Origin of the sequence: Myxococcus sp. MISCRS1, from assembly GCF_026626605.1 — a bacterium.
Classification (GTDB): Bacteria; Myxococcota; Myxococcia; order Myxococcales; family Myxococcaceae; genus Myxococcus; species Myxococcus fulvus.
Genome location: NZ_JAPNKB010000001.1, coordinates 10,584,916 through 10,601,991, shown reverse-complemented (window position 1 = coordinate 10,601,991; position 17,076 = coordinate 10,584,916). Strand labels below are relative to the sequence as shown.

At 68.6% G+C, this 17,076-nt stretch carries 16 protein-coding genes; 14 read left to right on the top strand and 2 right to left on the bottom strand.

Going from position 1 to position 17,076, the window contains the following annotated elements:
- Positions 1 to 67: 67 nt before the first annotated feature.
- From sppA to OWM54_RS42075, 12 genes are all read left to right on the top strand, one after another.
- Positions 68 to 1,855, top strand: coding sequence for a signal peptide peptidase SppA (gene sppA / locus OWM54_RS42130; RefSeq protein WP_267700981.1), 1,788 nt, complete (start codon positions 68 to 70; stop codon positions 1,853 to 1,855).
- Positions 1,852 to 2,454: a hypothetical protein gene (locus OWM54_RS42125; RefSeq protein WP_267700979.1), complete on the top strand. Its 603-nt coding sequence runs from the start codon at positions 1,852 to 1,854 to the stop codon at positions 2,452 to 2,454. The genes sppA and OWM54_RS42125 overlap by 4 nt, the downstream gene beginning before the upstream one ends.
- A 200-nt stretch (positions 2,455 to 2,654) precedes the next feature.
- Positions 2,655 to 3,740: an Mrp/NBP35 family ATP-binding protein gene (locus tag OWM54_RS42120; protein ID WP_141324925.1), complete on the top strand. Its 1,086-nt coding sequence runs from the start codon at positions 2,655 to 2,657 to the stop codon at positions 3,738 to 3,740.
- 19 nt (positions 3,741 to 3,759) lie between these two features.
- Positions 3,760 to 4,284 (top strand): hypothetical protein, encoded by a 525-nt coding sequence (locus OWM54_RS42115; RefSeq protein ID WP_267700977.1) that lies wholly within the window; start codon positions 3,760 to 3,762, stop codon positions 4,282 to 4,284.
- 2 nt (positions 4,285 to 4,286) lie between these two features.
- Entirely contained in the window at positions 4,287 to 4,721 is a 435-nt protein-coding gene (locus tag OWM54_RS42110) for a hypothetical protein (protein WP_267700976.1), read from the top strand.
- Positions 4,722 to 4,790: 69 nt separating this feature from the next.
- Positions 4,791 to 5,639, top strand: coding sequence for a 3-hydroxyacyl-CoA dehydrogenase family protein (locus OWM54_RS42105; protein WP_248542648.1), 849 nt, complete (start codon positions 4,791 to 4,793; stop codon positions 5,637 to 5,639).
- A 21-nt stretch (positions 5,640 to 5,660) separates the two neighbouring features.
- A complete protein-coding gene (locus OWM54_RS42100) occupies positions 5,661 to 6,437 on the top strand; it encodes an enoyl-CoA hydratase/isomerase family protein (protein ID WP_267700975.1) in 777 nt (258 codons plus the stop codon).
- A gap of 125 nt (positions 6,438 to 6,562) precedes the next feature.
- Entirely contained in the window at positions 6,563 to 7,186 is a 624-nt protein-coding gene (locus OWM54_RS42095) for a hypothetical protein (RefSeq protein WP_267700974.1), read from the top strand.
- 69 nt (positions 7,187 to 7,255) lie between these two features.
- Positions 7,256 to 8,398 carry an acyl-CoA dehydrogenase gene (locus OWM54_RS42090; RefSeq protein WP_046713805.1) on the top strand — a complete coding sequence of 381 codons (1,143 nt, stop codon included), beginning with the start codon at positions 7,256 to 7,258 and terminating at the stop codon, positions 8,396 to 8,398.
- Between the two features lie 5 nt (positions 8,399 to 8,403).
- Positions 8,404 to 8,853, top strand: coding sequence for an AgmX/PglI C-terminal domain-containing protein (locus OWM54_RS42085; RefSeq protein WP_267700973.1), 450 nt, complete (start codon positions 8,404 to 8,406; stop codon positions 8,851 to 8,853).
- Positions 8,854 to 8,863: 10 nt separating this feature from the next.
- Complete coding sequence (locus OWM54_RS42080; protein WP_267700971.1) at positions 8,864 to 10,009, top strand: acyl-CoA dehydrogenase family protein; 1,146 nt, start codon at positions 8,864 to 8,866, stop codon at positions 10,007 to 10,009.
- Between the two features lie 4 nt (positions 10,010 to 10,013).
- Complete coding sequence (locus tag OWM54_RS42075) at positions 10,014 to 10,424, top strand: hypothetical protein (protein ID WP_267700968.1); 411 nt, start codon at positions 10,014 to 10,016, stop codon at positions 10,422 to 10,424.
- Between the two features lie 13 nt (positions 10,425 to 10,437).
- On the opposite strand, the gene OWM54_RS42070 is transcribed toward OWM54_RS42075, so the two are convergent.
- On the bottom strand, positions 10,438 to 10,623 hold the full coding sequence (locus OWM54_RS42070) for a hypothetical protein (protein ID WP_267700966.1): 186 nt from the start codon (positions 10,621 to 10,623) through the stop codon (positions 10,438 to 10,440).
- Between the two features lie 336 nt (positions 10,624 to 10,959).
- A complete protein-coding gene (locus tag OWM54_RS42065) occupies positions 10,960 to 13,353 on the bottom strand; it encodes an Ig-like domain repeat protein (protein WP_267700965.1) in 2,394 nt (797 codons plus the stop codon).
- A 596-nt stretch (positions 13,354 to 13,949) separates the two neighbouring features.
- Here OWM54_RS42065 and OWM54_RS42060 point away from each other — a divergent pair.
- Both OWM54_RS42060 and OWM54_RS42055 read left to right on the top strand, forming a co-directional pair.
- On the top strand, positions 13,950 to 15,662 hold the full coding sequence (locus OWM54_RS42060; protein WP_141330440.1) for a 30S ribosomal protein S1: 1,713 nt from the start codon (positions 13,950 to 13,952) through the stop codon (positions 15,660 to 15,662).
- A gap of 219 nt (positions 15,663 to 15,881) precedes the next feature.
- Complete coding sequence (locus OWM54_RS42055; RefSeq protein ID WP_141330442.1) at positions 15,882 to 17,063, top strand: thiolase family protein; 1,182 nt, start codon at positions 15,882 to 15,884, stop codon at positions 17,061 to 17,063.
- The last annotated feature ends 13 nt before the right edge of the window (positions 17,064 to 17,076 follow it).

The following is a 17,076-nucleotide window of genomic DNA, read 5'->3' as shown; positions in this document are numbered from 1 at the left end:
AACAGGGCTTGCACCGGGAGAGCGTGTCCAGTACGCGCCTGGGTGCCCACATCGACCTCGGGACGCCATGCTGCGCCTGCCCTTCCTCGCCATCGCCAACCTGTTGCTGCTCCTGCGAACCCTCCTGGGTGCGCCCTTCCGGATGTTCGCGGCCGGGAGCCGTCCGGCCTACGTGCGCTTCCGCCTGACGGGGGATCCGCCGTACCGGGAGCAGCGCAAGCCCCGGTTCTCACTGGGGGGTGGCTCGAAGCCGGAGCCCTCGGACGTGACGTCCCTGGAGAAGTTCGGCGAGGCGCTGCGGCTGTTGGCGCGGGACGCCAAGGTGAAGGGGGTGTTGCTGGAGGTGGAGGGGTTGGGGTTGCCCCAGGCGAAGCGAGACGCGCTGCTGGCGTTGCTGGCGGAGTTCCGTGCTGCGGGCAAGCGGGTGGTGACGTGGGCGGTGATGGTGGACACGGATTCGTATCCGGTGCTCTGCGCGGCGGACGAGGTGCTGCTCGCGCCGATGGGGCGGCTGGAGCTGGTGGGGTACGCGGCGGAGTCGACGGCGTTGGGGGAGGGGCTGTCGCGCATCGGCATCCGGCCGCAGTTCATCCGGCGCGGTGACTACAAGACAGCGCCGGAGCTGTTCACGCACCCGGAGGTCTCCGACATCCAGCGGCGCACGGTGGAGTCGTTCCTGGACGAGCGCTACGCCGCGCTGGTGGAGGCGGTGTCCGCGGCGCGGAAGAAGACGCCGGACGAGGTGAGGGCGCTCATCGACCAGGGGCCGTACAGCGCGCAACGAGCGCAGGCGGCGGGGCTGGTGGATGGGCTGGTGAGCGAGGTGGACCTGCCGCTGCACCTGGGGATGGTGGAGAAGAAGGACGGCGCGGCTCCGGAGGATGACGACACGGAGCTGGAGCCGATGGAGATGTACCTGGAGACGGTGCCGTTTCCGCCGGTGAAGTGGCGGCGGTGGAAGCGCAAGCCCCGGCTGGCGTTCGTGCCGGTGTCCGGGATGATTGTCCCCGGGAGCGGGAACGCGGGGGGCCGGTTCGCGACGTCGGACGCGGTGGTGAAGGGGTTGAGGGCGGCGGCGCGGGACAAGCGGTCCAAGGCCATCCTCCTGTATGTGAACAGCCCGGGTGGGGCGGCGATCGCCTCGGAGCAGATCCTCGAGGTGGTGCAGCGGGTGGCGAAGAAGAAGCCCGTGATTGCGTACATGGACCGGGTCTGCGCCAGTGCGGGCTACATGGTGGCGCTGGGCGCGAAGGAGCTGTGGAGCGCGCCGCACGCGGTGGTGGGCTCCATTGGCGTGTTCGCGGGCAAGTTCGACACGTCCGGGCTGATGCAGATGTTGGGCATCCACAAGACGGTGATCACGCGCGGGGCGAACGCGGGGCTGCTGTCGTTCTCGCGCGCGTTCACGGAAGGGGAGCGGGCCGCGCTCGAGGCGGACATCGAGGAGATGTACCAATCCTTCCTGGGGCACGTGGCGAAGGCGCGCGGGCGGACCAAGGAGGAGATCCACGCGCTGGCCGAGGGCCGCGTGTACTCGGGCCTGCGCGCCAAGGAGGCCGGGCTGGTGGACAAGCTCGGCGGGTTCGAGGAGGCGTGCCGGTACGCGCTGTCGCTCGCGAAGGTGGCGCCGGGTGACTTCGAGTTGAAGTCCTACGGTGCGCCCGCGCCGCGGATGTCATTGCTGAAGCTCCTGATGGGCGCAGCGCACCCGGCCACGTATGCCCTGTGCCCGGTGTCGTGGGACCTGAGCGGCGATGCGAAGGAGATGCTCGTGTCGTTGGCGGACGAGCCCGAGGTCGACTCGTGGCTGCGCCGGTTCGCGCACAAGCTCCGTGGTACGGTCCGCGCCCCATGAAGCGCACCGTCCTCACAGGGCTCCTCGTGCTGGCCCCCGCCTGCGCCACGCCGTCGCGGGAGCCCGTCTCCGTCGCGGAGGCCTACGCGCGAGCCCTCGACGAGGGACGGCTCCAGGACGCCTACGCCCTCACCACCAACGGCCCCGACGGGGAGACGGCCTTCCTGGAGCGCTACTCGGACGAAGCCACCCGCCGAGAGCGCGCCGCCGCCGTCCGCTCCAGCGCCGAGGTCCTCGAGGCCCGAGCCCCCGCGCTCACCCTCGCGCGCTCCGGCCCCGACTGGCGCGTCGTCGAGGCCCGCCCGGCCGATGTCCCTCGCGCCGCGCTCCGCCGCTTCCTCGACGCCTCCGACGCCAAGGACTGGAAGACCGCCTACGGCCTCCTCGCCGCTCCCTTGCGCGCCCGCTACACCCCCGAGCGGCTCAAGGAGGACTTCGAGCGCGAGCCCCTCTCAAAGGAGCGCCTGCGCCGGGCCCGGCTCGCCCTCAACACCCACGTGCGAGTCGGCGCCGGTGAGGCCGTCTTCCCCCTGGGCGACGAGCGCGCCGTCCTCCTGGTCCTCGAGGACGGCGAGTACCGTGTCTTGGCCCTGGAATAGGCCCGCCTGCCCGTTCCCACAGTGTCCCTGATGGACACCTTCAGCCTGTCGACACCCTCCGGCCCTCCAGTCCGCCGCCAGGGTGCGTCCTGGGCCACACCGCGTTAAACGACGTTGTACAGCTCCTCCCGGACTGGCATGTTCCGCGCCCCTGGGGGTGCTCCCAAGCGCCCGTTTTCCAAAAGGTTTCAGGTGTCCCGATGAGCGTTACCGAGGCCGACGTCCTCGCGGCCATGTCGAAGGTGATCGATCCCGAGCTGCACGTGGATCTGGTGAAGGCCGGAATGGTGAAGGACGTCCGCGTCACCGGCGACACCGTCAAACTCAAGATCGAGCTCACCACGCCCGCCTGCCCCATGAAGGGGAAGATCCAGGCCGACTCCGAGGCCGCCCTCAAGGCCGTCCCCGGCCTGAAGTCCTTCAACATCGAGTGGGGCGCCCAGGTCCGCTCCGCCGGCGGCGGTGTCCCCGCGGGCGCGCTGCTCCCCAAGGTGAAGAACATCATCCTCGTCGGAGCGGGGAAGGGCGGCGTCGGCAAGAGCACCGTCGCCGTCAACCTGGCCACCGCCCTGGCCCAGCACGGCGCCAAGGTCGGCCTGCTCGACGCCGACTTCTACGGCCCCTCCGTCCCCCTGATGACGGGCCTGGGCGACAAGAAGCCCGTCAGCCCCGACGGCAAGTCGCTGGATCCGCTCATCGCCCACGGCCTCAAGGTCATGTCCATCGGCTTCCTCGTCGAGGCCGACCAGGCCCTCATCTGGCGTGGCCCCATGCTCCACGGCGCGCTGATGCAGCTGGTGCGCGACGTGAACTGGGGCGAGCTCGACTACCTCGTCCTGGACCTGCCCCCGGGCACCGGTGACGTGGCCCTGTCGCTGTCGCAGTCCATCCGCGCCGCGGGGGCGGTGCTCGTCACCACGCCGCAGGACGTCGCCCTGGCCGACGTGGTCCGCGCCAAGCAGATGTTCGACAAGGTCCACATCCCCGTGCTGGGCATCGTGGAGAACATGTCCCAGTTCGTCTGCCCGAACTGCTCGCACGTCACCCCCATCTTCAACCACGGCGGTGGTCGCAAGGCCGCGGAGATGTTCGGCATCCCGTTCCTCGGGGAAGTTCCGCTGGACTTGAAGGTGCGTGTGTCGGGAGACTCGGGCGTACCGGTGGTGGTGGGCGCCAAGGACAGCCCGGAGGCCAAGGCCTTCCTGGAGGTCGCTCGCAACATCGCGGGCCGCGTGTCCGCGCAGAGCGCCAAGAGCATCCCGCTGCCGGTGGTGCAGGCACGCTGACCCACCCAGGAGACGCTTCATGCCCCCGGCCGGCAACGACGAGTATCCCGACGACCCGCTCATCGACGAGGACCGTTCCGGCCGGGAAGGGCGCTCGGGGCCCGCGGGCTTCGTCCCGGAGTTCGTCCGCCGCATGGCCGTCGCCGGCCTGGGCGCCCTCTTCATGACCGAAGAGGGCATCCGCAACCTCGCCGGCCAGCTCAAGCTCCCGAAGGAAGCCCTCGGCTTCATCCTCTCCCAGGCGGAGAAGACCAAGGATGAAGTCACGGGAGCGATCACCGAGGAGCTCCGCCGCTTCCTCCAGTCCGAGAAGCTGCGCGACGAGTTCCTCAAGCTGGTCTCCGGCATGACGCTGGAGATCAAGGCGCAGGTCCGGCTCGTCCCGCCGGACAAGGCCGAGAAGCTCGGTGAGGATGAGCCCGAGCAGCCCGCCGCCGAGCCGCGCCCCAAGGAGAAGAAGCACGCCGCGGCCCCCACCGCGCGCGTGGTCATCTCCGAGCTCAATGCCCGCCGCCCCGGCTCCCGGCGCTCGAAGAAGGAGTAGCGGTGGCGGACACGCCTCCCCCTGAAACACCCGCCGCGCCCGCGCGGAAGGGTTTCCGTTCCTCGCCGCTCGCCAAGCGGCTGCCTCTGCTGCTGGCCGTCGGGCTGGGCCTGTGGCTCTGGCAGGTGACCGGCATCCCCGAGCGCGAGCTGGTCATCCACCCCTCGGGTGACGGCTGGCGCCAGGCGCGCGCCGTGGACCTCCAGGTGAGCGGCGCGGACGGCGAGCTCATCAAGCGCGAGGAGCGCTTCTTCGGCGACACCGGCGCGCCCCCGGAGCTCACCTTCAAGGTGGACCTGCCCGAGGGCGACTTCCGCGCGGTGTTCTTCGTGAAGCTCGCGGGGCGCGAGGAGCGCCAGCGCGTGGAGGAGCGACTGTCGGTGGGGGAGGAGCGGTACATCGTCCGCCAGGTGGAGTTGCCCGCCGCGACTCGTTGACCGCCCCGGGGGCGTGGGCTAAGGCCGCTCGACGTCATTCACATTCCGACCGAGGGGTTCGAGAGCACCATGGCAACGGAGCACATCGTCGTCGTCGGCGCCGGGCAGATGGGCGCGGGCATCGCGCAGGTGGCATTGCAGGCGGGTCTGCGCGTCACGCTGGCGGACGTGTCCAAGGAAGGTCTCGCCAAGGGCGCGGACCGCATCCGCGCGGGCCTGAAGAAGCTGGTGGAGAAGGGCAAGCTCGACGCCGCGAAGCAGCAGGCCGCCGAGGCCAACCTCGCCACCCTCACGAATGTCACCGAGGCGAAGGATGTCGACTTCGCCATCGAGGCGGTGACGGAGAACGAGGACCTCAAGCGCCGCATCTTCCAGGACCTGGACGCCGTCGTCCGGCCGGGCGGCATCCTCGCCACCAACACCTCCTCCATCCCCATCACCCGCATCGCCGCGTCCACGAAGCGCCCCGAGTCCGTCATCGGCATGCACTTCATGAACCCGGTGCCGGTGATGCAGCTGGTGGAGCTCATCCGCGGCGCCGCGACGTCCGACGAGACCTACGCCACCACGCGCACGCTGTCCGAGCGCATGGGCAAGACGACGGTCGTCTCCAAGGACTTCCCGGGCTTCATCGTCAACCGCATCCTCATCCCGATGCTGAACGAGGCCTGCTACGCGCTGATGGAGGGCCTGGGCTCCGCGGAGGACATCGACACCGCGATGAAGCTGGGCACCAACCAGCCCATGGGCCCGCTGCAGCTGGCCGACTTCATCGGCCTGGACACGGTGCTCTACATCGCCGAGGTGCTGCACAAGGGCCTGGGTGACTCGAAGTACCGCCCGTGCCCGCTGCTGCGTCAGTACGTGGACGCCGGCTGGTACGGCAAGAAGAGCGGCCGCGGCTTCTACAAGTACTGAGCCCAGAGAGGACACCGGACCATGACCTACGAGAACCTCCGACTGGAGCACGACGGCGCGGTCGCCACGCTGACCATCGACCGTCCCAAGGCGCTCAACGCCCTCAACAACAAGACGCTGCAGGAGTTCGAGGCGGCGGTGCGCTCGCTCGGCGTCGAGACGCGCGTGCTCATCGTCACCGGCGGAGGCGAGAAGGCCTTCGTCGCGGGCGCGGACATCGCGGAGATGGCGGCGCTGAACGAGTCCCAGGCGCAGGAGTTCGCCGCCCTGGGCCACCGCGCGCTCGCGCTGCTGGAGTCCTTGACCATCCCCACCATCGCCGCGGTGAACGGCTTCGCGCTGGGCGGCGGCTGTGAGCTGGCCCTGGCGTGCGACTTCATCTACGCGTCCGAGAAGGCGCAGCTCGGCCTGCCGGAAGTGGGCCTGGGGGTCATCCCGGGCTTCGGTGGCACGCAGCGGCTCACCCGCGTGGTGGGCCGGGCCCGCGCGAAGGAGCTCATCTTCACGGGCGCGCGCATCGACGCGGCCAAGGCGAAGGAGATCGGCCTGGTGCTGGAGGTGCTGCCGGCCGACGGGCTGCTCGCGCACTGCCGCGCCGTCGCGGCGAAGATGCTCAAGAACAGCCCCCTGGCCATCGGCAAGGCCAAGCGGGTCATCGAGCAGGGCGCGGACAAGGACCTCACCGAGGCCAACACGCTCGAGCGCCAGGGCTTCGCGGAGCTGTTCGGCTCCGAGGACCAGCGCGAGGGCATGAAGGCGTTCCTCGAGAAGCGCCCCGCGAGCTTCACGGGCAAGTGACTCACGCGCGCGCGGTCAGGAGTCTCCTCACGGCCCTCCTGGCCGCGTCACCGGCCCGCGCCGAGCTTGTCCCGACGAGCGTCCTGGAAGAGGGCCTGCGCCCTTCGAGCGGCGTGCTCGCCGACGTGTCGGCTCGTCCGTCCGCCAGTGCGGGCGAGCCACTGGAGCCCGCTCGAGAAGCCCCGCCCGACGACGAGCACGGCCGCGCCTCGCCGCTCGTCTCGTGGAAGCGCTCGCTGTGCATCTACACCGGGTGCTTCCTGGAGCCGTTGATTCCCGATGTCCGCTACCAGTGGGCCTCGGGCGCTCCGGCTCACTGGGTGCTCTCCTGGCCCATCCACCCGTGGGCGCTCGGGGCGTGGGACCTCCCCGGCCCCACGCTGCTCGTCTCGCCCTTCCTCGAACCCCAGGTCCGCCTGGCCCCGGCGAAGTGGCGGCTGCTCGCGGGAGCGCGCGTGTCGGTGTTCCCGGACCGGGCGCGCCTCGGGGTGCTCGCCGAGGGAGCGGGCCTGTGGGGCCAGGACGGCTCGGGGGGCGTGGCGGGGGTGGGCCTCACGTATGACCTGATTGAACGGCACGCGGCCACGACGCCGTGGACGCTGTCGGTGGTGCTGCGCCGGGCCTGGACGGGGGAGGGGGCGCGGATGGACGTGTCCTTCGACGTCACGGTGCCCCTGAACATGTTCCTGGGCTCGCCCCTGGAATCCGGGGAGCGGGGGCGGGCGGCCGGCGGCTCATCGGCACGGTAACCGTCGCTTGGGGACGGGTCCTTCGTCTTCGCTATTCCCTGGGAGCACCCCCCGTAATATGGAGCCCTCATGAACTTCGAGCTGACCGACGTCCAGCGCGAGATCCAGCGGATGTGCCGCGAGTTCGCCGCCAAGGAACTGACCCCCAACGCCCGCAAGTGGGATGAGCACCACACGTGGCCCACCGATGCGGTGAAGAAGCTCGCCGAGCTGTCGCTGCTCGGTGTCGCCGTCCCCGAGCAGTACGGCGGCGCGGGCCTGGACAATGTCTGTTACGCGCTCGCCATGGAGGAGATCAGCCGCGGCTGTGCCTCCACCGGCGTCATCATGAGCGTGAACAACTCGCTCTACTGTGATCCGGTGATGAAGTTCGGCACCGAGGCGCAGAAGGAGGAGTTCCTCACGCCGTTCGCGCGGGGTGACAAGCTCGGCTGCTTCGGCCTGACGGAGCCCGAGGCCGGCAGCGACGCCGCCGCCCAGCAGACCGTCGCGGTGCGCCGGGGTGACGAGTACATCATCAACGGCTCCAAGAACTGGATCACCAACGGCCCCAAGGCCGACGCCATCGTGCTGTTCACGATGACGAACAAGGAGGCGGGCCACAAGGGCATCACCGCCTTCCTGGTCCCCACCAACACCCCCGGCTTCACGCGCGCCGAGCCCGACAAGAAGATGGGCATCAGCGCCGCCTGGTCCTGCTCCATGTTCTTCGAGGACATGCGCGTGCCGGCCAAGAACCTGCTGGGCAAGGAGGGCGAGGGCTTCAAGGTCGCCATGTCCACGCTGGACGGCGGCCGCATCGGCATCGCGTCCCAGGCGCTGGGCATCGCGCGCGCCGCGTACGAGGAGGCCGTCCGCTACTCGGGTGAGCGCAAGTCGTTCGGCAAGCCCATCCGCGAGCACCAGGCCATCCAGTTCATGATCGCCGACATGGCCATGGAGATCGACGCGGCCCGGCTGCTCATCTGGCGGGCGGCCCTGCTCAAGGACAAGGGCGTGCGCCACAGCGCGGAGAGCGCGATGGCGAAGCTGTTCGCCAGCGAGATGGCCAACCGCGTGACGAACAAGGCCCTCCAGGTGCACGGCGGCATGGGCTACAGCAAGGAGATGGACGCGGAGCGCCACGTGCGCGACGCTCGCATCACCGAGATCTACGAGGGGACGAGCGAGATCCAGCGCATCGTCATCTCGGCCAACGTCCTGAAGGAGTAGGCATCATGAAGAGGGCACTGCTTCCCGTACTGGTCCTGGCGTCCGCCGCGGCGCTCGCCCAGGGCACTCCGTCGAAGAAGTCCGAGGGCGGGAAGCCCGCGGCCCCCACGAAGCCGGCGCCCGCGAAGAGCGACGCGCCGGACGTGGAGCGGATGCCCTTCACGCCGGACTCCATCCGCCAGGTGGTCGCCTACAACCAGGGGCGCATCCAGGAGTGCTACGAGGACCACATGGCGGAGAAGGACAAGAAGGTGGAGGGCAAGCTGCACACGTCCTTCACCATCGACGCCAATGGCCTGGTGAAGAACGCCAAGGTGAAGAAGGGCAGCACGCTGAAGGACCCGAACCTGCACGACTGCGTGGTGGCCGTGCTGACGTCCATGACGTTCCCCAAGCCTCCGGACGGCGCGGACCACCCCATCGAGTACCCGTTCAACCTCAAGGCCGTCGAGTAGGAAGGCTTCCGTGAACCTCGAGCTGACCGAGACCCAGACGCTGATTCGCGAGACGGCCCGCAAGTTCGCGCGCGAGCGCGTGGCGCCGCTGGCCCGAGAGTTGGACCGCACGGAGCGCTTCCCGACGGAGCTCTACAAGGAGCTGGGGGAGCTGGGGCTGCTCGGGGTGAACATCCCGGCGAAGTACGGCGGCTCGGAGGCGGGCGCCGTCTCCTACGCGCTGGCGATGATGGAGATGGCGGCGGCGGACGCGTCCACCGCGGTGACGATGGCCGTCACGAACATGTGTGGCGAGCTGATCAACGCCTTCGGGACCGAGGCCCAGCGCGAGAAGTACGTGACGCGGCTGGCGTCCGGTGAGGCGGTGGCGGGCTCGTTCGCGCTCTCCGAGCCGCACGCGGGCTCGGACCCGGGCGCGCTCAGGACCACGGCGGTGCGGCGTGGCGACACGTGGGTGCTCAACGGCAGCAAGCAGTGGATCACGTCGGGTGCGCACGCCGGGGTGTTCGTGGTGTGGGCGCGGACGTCCGGCGCGGGCAACAAGGGGTTGTCCTGCTTCATCGTGGAGGGCGGGACGAAGGGCCTCATCGTCGGGCGTCACGAGGACAAGATGGGCCTGCGCTCGTCGAACACCGTGCCGCTGACGTTCGAGGACTGCGTCATTCCGGTGGAGAACCTGCTGGCGGCGGAAGGGCAGGGGTTCCGGCTGGCGATGGTCGCGCTGGACGGCGGGCGCATCGGCATCGCGTCGCAGGCGTGCGGCGTGGCGCGGGCGGCGCTGGAGGCGACGGTCTCGTATGTGAAGGACCGCAAGGCCTTCGGCCAGGCCGTGGGGGAGTTCCAGGGCCCGCGGTTCATGATCGCCGACATGAAGACGCAGATCGACGCGGCGGAGCTGCTGACGCTGCGCGCGGCGTTCCTGAAGGACCAGAAGCAGCCGTTCTCGCGGGAGGCGTCGATGGCGAAGCTGTACGCCAGCGAGACGAGCAACCGCGTCTGCGACAAGGCCGTGCAGCTTCACGGTGGCTACGGCTACATCGACGAGTTCCCGGTGGAGCGGTACTTCCGCGACGCCCGCGTGCAGACCATCTACGAGGGCACCAGCGAGGTGCAGCGCGTGGTGATTGCTCGCGAGAGCTTCAAGCTGCTGGGGTAGGCGCGTGGCGCTGAAGAAGAAGGGCCGGCATTACTACGGCGACTCGCGCGCGGACATCCACCCCGAGCTGGAGCGATACAGCAAGGCGAACAAGTATCCCCTCGAGCGGCTGGATGAGTTGAGCTGCCCGGAGTGTGGCCACGAGCGCTCCCATCTCATCCTCGACGAGGATGCGGGCGCCGCGGTGCAGTGCTGCGTGAAGTGCGAGCACGAGGTGCCCCTCGCGGACAGCGAGGAGTTCCTCGAGGAGGCGGAGCTCCAACAGGCCGAGTGCCCCTGTGGGAATGGGGCGTTCGAGATGGCCGTGGGCTTCGCCTTCTACAAGGGCACCACGGATGTCCGCTGGGTCTACATCGGCTGCCGGTGTCCTGAGTGCGGACTCACGGCGTGCTACGGGGACTGGAAGACGCCGTGAGGCCTGGGGCGAATCAGCCCCGACAGCTGGAGTAGGTGTGCGTCCTGAAATACATGCTGCGCGAGCCGTGCATGTACAGCTCGCCGCAGATGCAATCCTGCCGCCCGACCTCCACGGTCATCGAAGAGTCTGAGTAGTAGGCGGTGTACCCGAAGGTCTCGCTGGTGCAGTGCAGCGGCGGGGGAAGCGTCTGCTCCATCTGCCCGAGCCCCTCCTGCTCAGCAGGGGCGTCATCCGTCTCTGGGAGACCGCCTCCGCAGGCAGCCGCCAGGAATGCGAACGCCAGCAACGCACCACGCCTCGATTGGCTGCTGTTTTGTATTTGCACTCCTGTGGCTGTAGCACCTGCCATGCAACACAAGCCATGGTGGAAAGCCACTGGAGGAACTGTCGTTGTCCCGTGAGGGGCAATTCCTTCATCGCACCTCCGTCCGATAGGCATCGGGCCGAGGTGCCCACCACGACCGAGGGCTTCACGAGGGCGGGCGACTCTCGGCGTTGACAATCCATCACACCGAGAGTCCCGTCCTCGTCGTCAGTCGAGCTTCCGCCTCCGGAGGAACGACACACCCACCCAGAGCGCCAGCATCACGAAGGACGCGCTGCTGGCGTCGGTGGCGCCGCAACCCCAACCGGTGACCGTGAAGTCGCGAGGGCCTGGCAGTTCCGGCTCGCTGGGGCCGTTGGGGTCCGAGGGTCCCGCGTCCTCGGTGCCTGCGTCGGGAGCAGTGCCGGCGTCGCCGTCACCCGCGTCCGGTTCTGGCTGCGGCGTCGTACCCGCGTCATCGCCCGCGCCGGGCCCCGAGGGCGTGCCCGCGTCGTCACCGGCGTCAGGCTCGGGCGGCGTTCCAGCATCGTCACCGGCGTCAGGCTCGGGCGGCGTGCCCGCATCTTCACCGGCGTCAGGCTCAGGCGGCGTGCCTGCATCGTCACCGGCGTCAGGCTCGGGCGGCGTGCCCGCATCTTCACCGGCGTCAGGCTCGGGCGGCGTGCCCGCATCTTCACCCGCGTCGGGCTCCGGGGGAGCTCCCGCATCAGGCTCCGCGCCCGCGTCGGCGGTGCCCGCGTCGGGCGTGCCAGCATCCGGGGCCCCCGCATCGGGGGTACCCGAGTCCGGCGCTCCTGCATCCGGAGGTCCTGCGTCGAACGCCCCGGCATCGGGCGCCCCGGCATCCCGAGGGCCGCCATCCGGCTGCCCCGCATCCGGCAGGCTCCCGCCGTCCGCAGGCTCGGCGACCACCAGCAGTTCCTCGGACATGCTCCACGAGTACACGTTCTCGATGCCACCGAACTCCGCGACGACACGATGTTCGCCCATCGGGAAGAACGAGAGCGCCACGGTGGCGGACCCCGCGCTGTCGACGTCCTGGGACGTGACGAAGTCCCCATTCACGAAGAAGCTCATCGTGCCCGTCGTCAGCGGAGTGCCCGAGACGTCCGTCACATACGCCGTGAAGAACGTCGACTCGCCCTCGATGATGGGCCCGCCCTGGTGCTCCAGCCGCGTCACCGTGGGCTCGATGCCCACGCCCCGGATGAGCAACGTCAGGTCGTTGAACGACAGATCTCCGCCCGCGGTGAGATCCTCCCAGCTCATCACCCACGTGTCCGTCGACTCCATGGGCGCCAGCATCAACACGTGGGGCGTGCGCTGCTGATAGCTCCACGCGTCCATGTCGTAGGATTCGACGATCTGGACCTTGCCGTACTCGCGCGACTGGAGCCGCGAGTAGCTCGTCGGGCTGAGCCAGTTCGAACTCGGGTTGACCGTCGTCACCCGGTCCGTCGACAGCGACTGATGCAGGTCCAGGTTCAGTATCGTCTTCGAGAAGAAGACGTTGATGTCCCCGTGCCCCCACAGCTCGCACTGGTACCGGCCCTCGGGGGTGATGGCGGGCAGGAAGCACGCATCCGTGGCGCGGTCGTAGTCATGCTCCAGATACGTGACGAGGAAGAAGACGATCTCCCGCCCCCCCGTCACCGTCCCCAGGCTCACCCGGCGGTCCTCCTCGTTGATGGCCGCCGTCACGTCCCGCCCCGCGATGACGCGCCCGTCCGGACCGAACGCGCTCGCCTTGTAGTCGGGCAGCCCATCCAGCGCGCCCGACAGGTCCCAGATGGGCCCCACCGACGCCGGCTGCCCCGGGCCTCCGGATGCTAGCCGCGGCGTGAGGCACTCCACGGCGGGCGACCCCGGACACAGGTTCGTATCGTCATCCGTGCTCAGCAGGATGATGTTCCCCAACCCCATGTGCCCGTTCTGCGCGTCATCCGGCTCGAGCAGGTTGGGGATGTGGGGGAAGACGCCCCGGTCGCTGAAGTACGCATCCAGCAGCCCCGGCACCGCGCCCGAACGGAAGTTCCCGCTGGCATCCACCAGGTCCGTCGCGTCGCGCACGCGCTGCCCCACCACCGCGCCCACCGGACGCGCGGGATAGTCCGGCACATCGTCCGGCCATCGCTTGGGCCCACCATTCGGCGAGTAGCTGGTGGACGACGTGCAACCGCCCGTCAGCAGCTCCGGCTCGCGCAGGCGGAGCACCTCACCGGTCTCCGCCCGCCGATGGAAGAAGATGCGCTCCGGGATGCACCGCGTGGCCTCGCCGATGTAACCCCGGTCCGGATTGAGGTTGTACAAGTCCTCGTGGAAGTCCGGGATGCCATTGCCCTCGACGTCGATGAGCACGTCGTCGTTGGGATCATCCGGGTTCCCGACGTCCACGTACCCCCGCGACACCAGGTCGTCGTAGTAGAGCCACCCCAACGTGTGGGACGCGCCCGCGTAGGCCTTCTCCTCGACGAGCAGGACCTCCACGTTCCTGTCGCGCGACAGGATGAGCCGATTCGAGTCCACGCCCTGCGCGGACACACGACCCGCGCCCAGGAGGGCGACGACCACCAGAAGCAGGGAAGGGCTCCAACGAAGCATGGACATCCTGTGCCAGCCGAGAAGTGAACGCGGCATTCTATGTCCTTCTTGAAATCCCAGTACACGGCGCCAGCCCGGAGCGAGGGCGACGACCTCATGAGAGGGAAGGGAAGGAAGAGGCCCGCGGCCGCCGACGTGCGGGAAAACAGTCCACCCCCCCGGGCGCACCTCCCCCATGACTCACGCCGGGCACCGGACTCGCGGACCTCGACCCACGAGCGGAACGGGCCTGCACGCGAGCGGTCGCATTTCAGCGGATTTTTCGAGTACAGTGCGCGGGCTCGCTGACCGGGCAGGTGCACCGGTCGCTCGCGTGACTCCCTGAAGTCAGGGGTGCACGGGAGGGCGAGCGGTCTTAGTTCGAGTGATGCGGAAGGTCCCACCGGGTCTTGACAGTTCCGGCGGACCACATCCCGTGATCAGCACATGGGGCACGAGCGCGCTTGACTACCGGAATAACCGGTGTCTAGGGTGCGCGGCTTCATTCAAAAGTCCCCAGAGGTGGGGACGTCCGTGACCTCCCGCTGCTCCCCGCGCGGAGGCCCCGTCCATCAAATCAGGGGGCAGCTGTACCGTTTCAAAGGACTTCCAACTCCATGCAGCAGAACGTGAACCAGCAGATCGAGACGGACGCCGGCGATGAGAACTTCGCGGCGATGTTCGAAGAGTCGCTCAAGCAGCGCGGTGGCGACGGCATCCTGAAGGAAGGGGAGATCGTCAAGGGCACCGTCGTGCAGGTGACCAAGGACTTCGCGATCGTCGACATCGGCTACAAGTCCGAGGGTCAGGTCCCGATCTCCGAGTTCACCAGCCCTCGCGGAGAGATCTCCGTCAAGGCGGGCGACCCGGTCGAGGTCCTCCTGGAGAGCCGTGAGAACGACACCGGCATGGTCGTCCTCTCCAAGGAGAAGGCCGACAAGATGCGCATCTGGGACGAGATCAGCGCCGCCTGCGAGCGCGATGAGATCGTCAAGGGCACCATCGTCGGCCGCGTGAAGGGTGGCCTCTCCGTCGACATCGGCGTGAAGGCGTTCCTCCCGGGCAGCCAGGTCGACATCCGGCCCGTGCGCAACCTTGACCAGTACATCTCGAAGGAATTCGAGTTCAAGGTCATCAAGTTCAACAAGAAGCGCGGCAACATCGTCCTGAGCCGCCGCGTGCTCCTCGAGAAGCAGCGCGAGGAGATGAAGAAGGAGACCCTCAAGAACCTGAAGGAGGGTGCGGTCCTCAAGGGCGTGGTCAAGAACCTCACCGACTACGGTGCGTTCATCGACCTGGGCGGCATCGACGGCCTGCTCCACATCACGGACATGTCCTGGGGCCGCATCGGTCACCCCAGCGAGATGTTCAACGTGGGTGACGAGGTCCGCGTCGTCGTCCTCAAGTTCGACCCGACGCAGGAGCGCGTCAGCCTGGGCCTGAAGCAGATCCAGGAGGACCCGTGGCACCGCGCCGACGAGAAGTACCCGGTCGGCACGCGCGTCAAGGGCAAGGTCGTGTCCATCACGGACTACGGCGCGTTCATCGAGATCGAGCAGGGCGTCGAGGGTCTGGTGCACGTGTCCGAGATGTCCTGGACCAAGCGCCTCAAGCACCCGTCCAAGATCCTGGAGGTCGGCCAGGAGGTGGAGGCCGTCGTCCTGGACATCGATCCGAAGGCCAAGCGCATCGCGCTGGGCATGAAGCAGATCGAGCAGAACCCCTGGACGCTGCTCGAGGACAAGTACCCGATCGGCTCCGTCATCAAGGGTCAGATCCGCAACGTCACCGACTTCGGCGTGTTCGTCGGCGTCGAGGAGGGCGTGGACGGCCTGGTGCACGTGTCCGACATCTCCTGGACCCAGCGCATCAAGCACCCGGGCGAGATGTTCAAGAAGGGCGACGAGGTCGAGGCGGTGGTCCTCAACATCGACGTCGAGAACGAGCGCTTCAGCCTGGGCATCAAGCAGCTCCAGCCGGACCCCTGGGAGACGCTGTCCGAGCGCCTGCCTGTGGGCAGCCGCGTGAAGGGCAAGGTCACCAAGGTCACCGACTTCGGCGCGTTCGTGGAGATCGAGCCGGGCATCGAGGGCCTCGTCCACGTCTCCGAGCTGAAGGAGGAGCGTGTCGAGAACCCGCGTGACGTGGTGCAGGAGAACCAGGATGTCGAGGTGAAGATCATCGACATCAACACGCCGGACCGGAAGGTCGCGCTGTCGATGAAGGCGCTGATCGGCGAGGGCGACGACTACCGCGAGTACCTCCGCAAGCAGGCGGAAGGCTCCAAGGCGCGCCTCGGCGACGTGATGGGCAAGCTGACCAAGAAGTAGTCAGCGAACCGCTTCACGGCGTGACGGCCGGGTTCCCGCAAGGGGGCCCGGCCGTTGCCTTTTCGGGGGAATGGGCGCCGACCTCCCGACCGGTCGGACAGGCGACGCTCCGGGCCGGACGGCGAGCGAGGACGCTTGAACTCCGGGGAACGCCCGGTGATAAGGGCGAGCGCCGCTGTTATCGAAGGACCTCCGTACATCCTCAAGGGAGACAGATTCATGGCTCGTGAAGTCGTCATCGTGGGCGCGGCCCGTACCCCCATCGGCTCCTTCCAGGGGGCGCTCTCCAAGCTGACGGCTCCGCAGCTGGGCGCTGTGGCCATCAAGGCCGCGCTCGAGCGCGCGGGCGTCAAGCCCGAGGCCGTGCAGGAAGTCATCATGGGCAACGTGCTCCAGGCCGGCGTCGGCCAGGCGCCCGCCCGTCAGGCCACGCTGTTCGCCGGCCTGCCCGAGGGAGTTCCCGCCACCACGCTCAACAAGGTCTGTGGCTCCGGCCTGAAGGCCGTCATCGCGGGCGCGCAGGCCATTGCGCTGGGCGAGGCGGACGTCGTCGTCGTGGGCGGCATGGAGTCCATGAGCAACGCGCCGTACATCAGCCACACGATGCGTGGCGGCGCGCGCATGGGGAACGTGGAGTTCAAGGACGCGATGATCCACGACGGCCTCTGGGACGTGTACGGCAACGTCCACATGGGCAACTGCGCCGAGGAGTGCGCCACGTCGCAGAACATCAGCCGCGCGCAGCAGGACGAGTTCGCGCTGGAGTCCACCCGCCGCGCCATCCAGTCCCAGAAGGAGGGCCTGTTCGCCGCGGAGATCGTCCCCGTGGTCATCCCCGGCAAGAAGCCCGGTGAGGAGACGACGGTGTCCGAGGACGAGGGGCCTCGCAACGCCAAGCCGGACAAGATCCCCGGCCTCAAGCCCGTGTTCAAGAAGGACGGCACGGTGACGGCCGCCAACGCGTCCTCCATCAACGACGGCGCCGCGGCGCTGGTGCTGATGAGCGAGGAGCGGGCGAAGGCGGAGGGGAAGACCATCCTCGGCCGCATCACCGGCTACGCGCAGGCGGCGCGCAAGCCCGTGGAGTTCACGATTGCTCCGGCGGACGCCATCAACACGCTGCTGACGAAGAAGGGCGTGAAGGCGGCGGACGTGGACCTGTGGGAGATCAACGAGGCGTTCGCGGTGGTGTCCATCGCCAACAACCGCATCCTCGGGCTGGACCCGGCGAAGGTGAACGTGCGCGGCGGCGGCGTGGTGCTGGGGCACCCGATTGGCGCCTCGGGCGCGCGCGTGCTGGTGACGCTGCTGCAGACGATGAAGGACCAGGACAAGAAGCGGGGCGTCGCGTCGCTGTGCATCGGCGGCGGCGAGGGCATCGCGCTGATGGTGGAGCGGTAGTCCACCCTCTCCC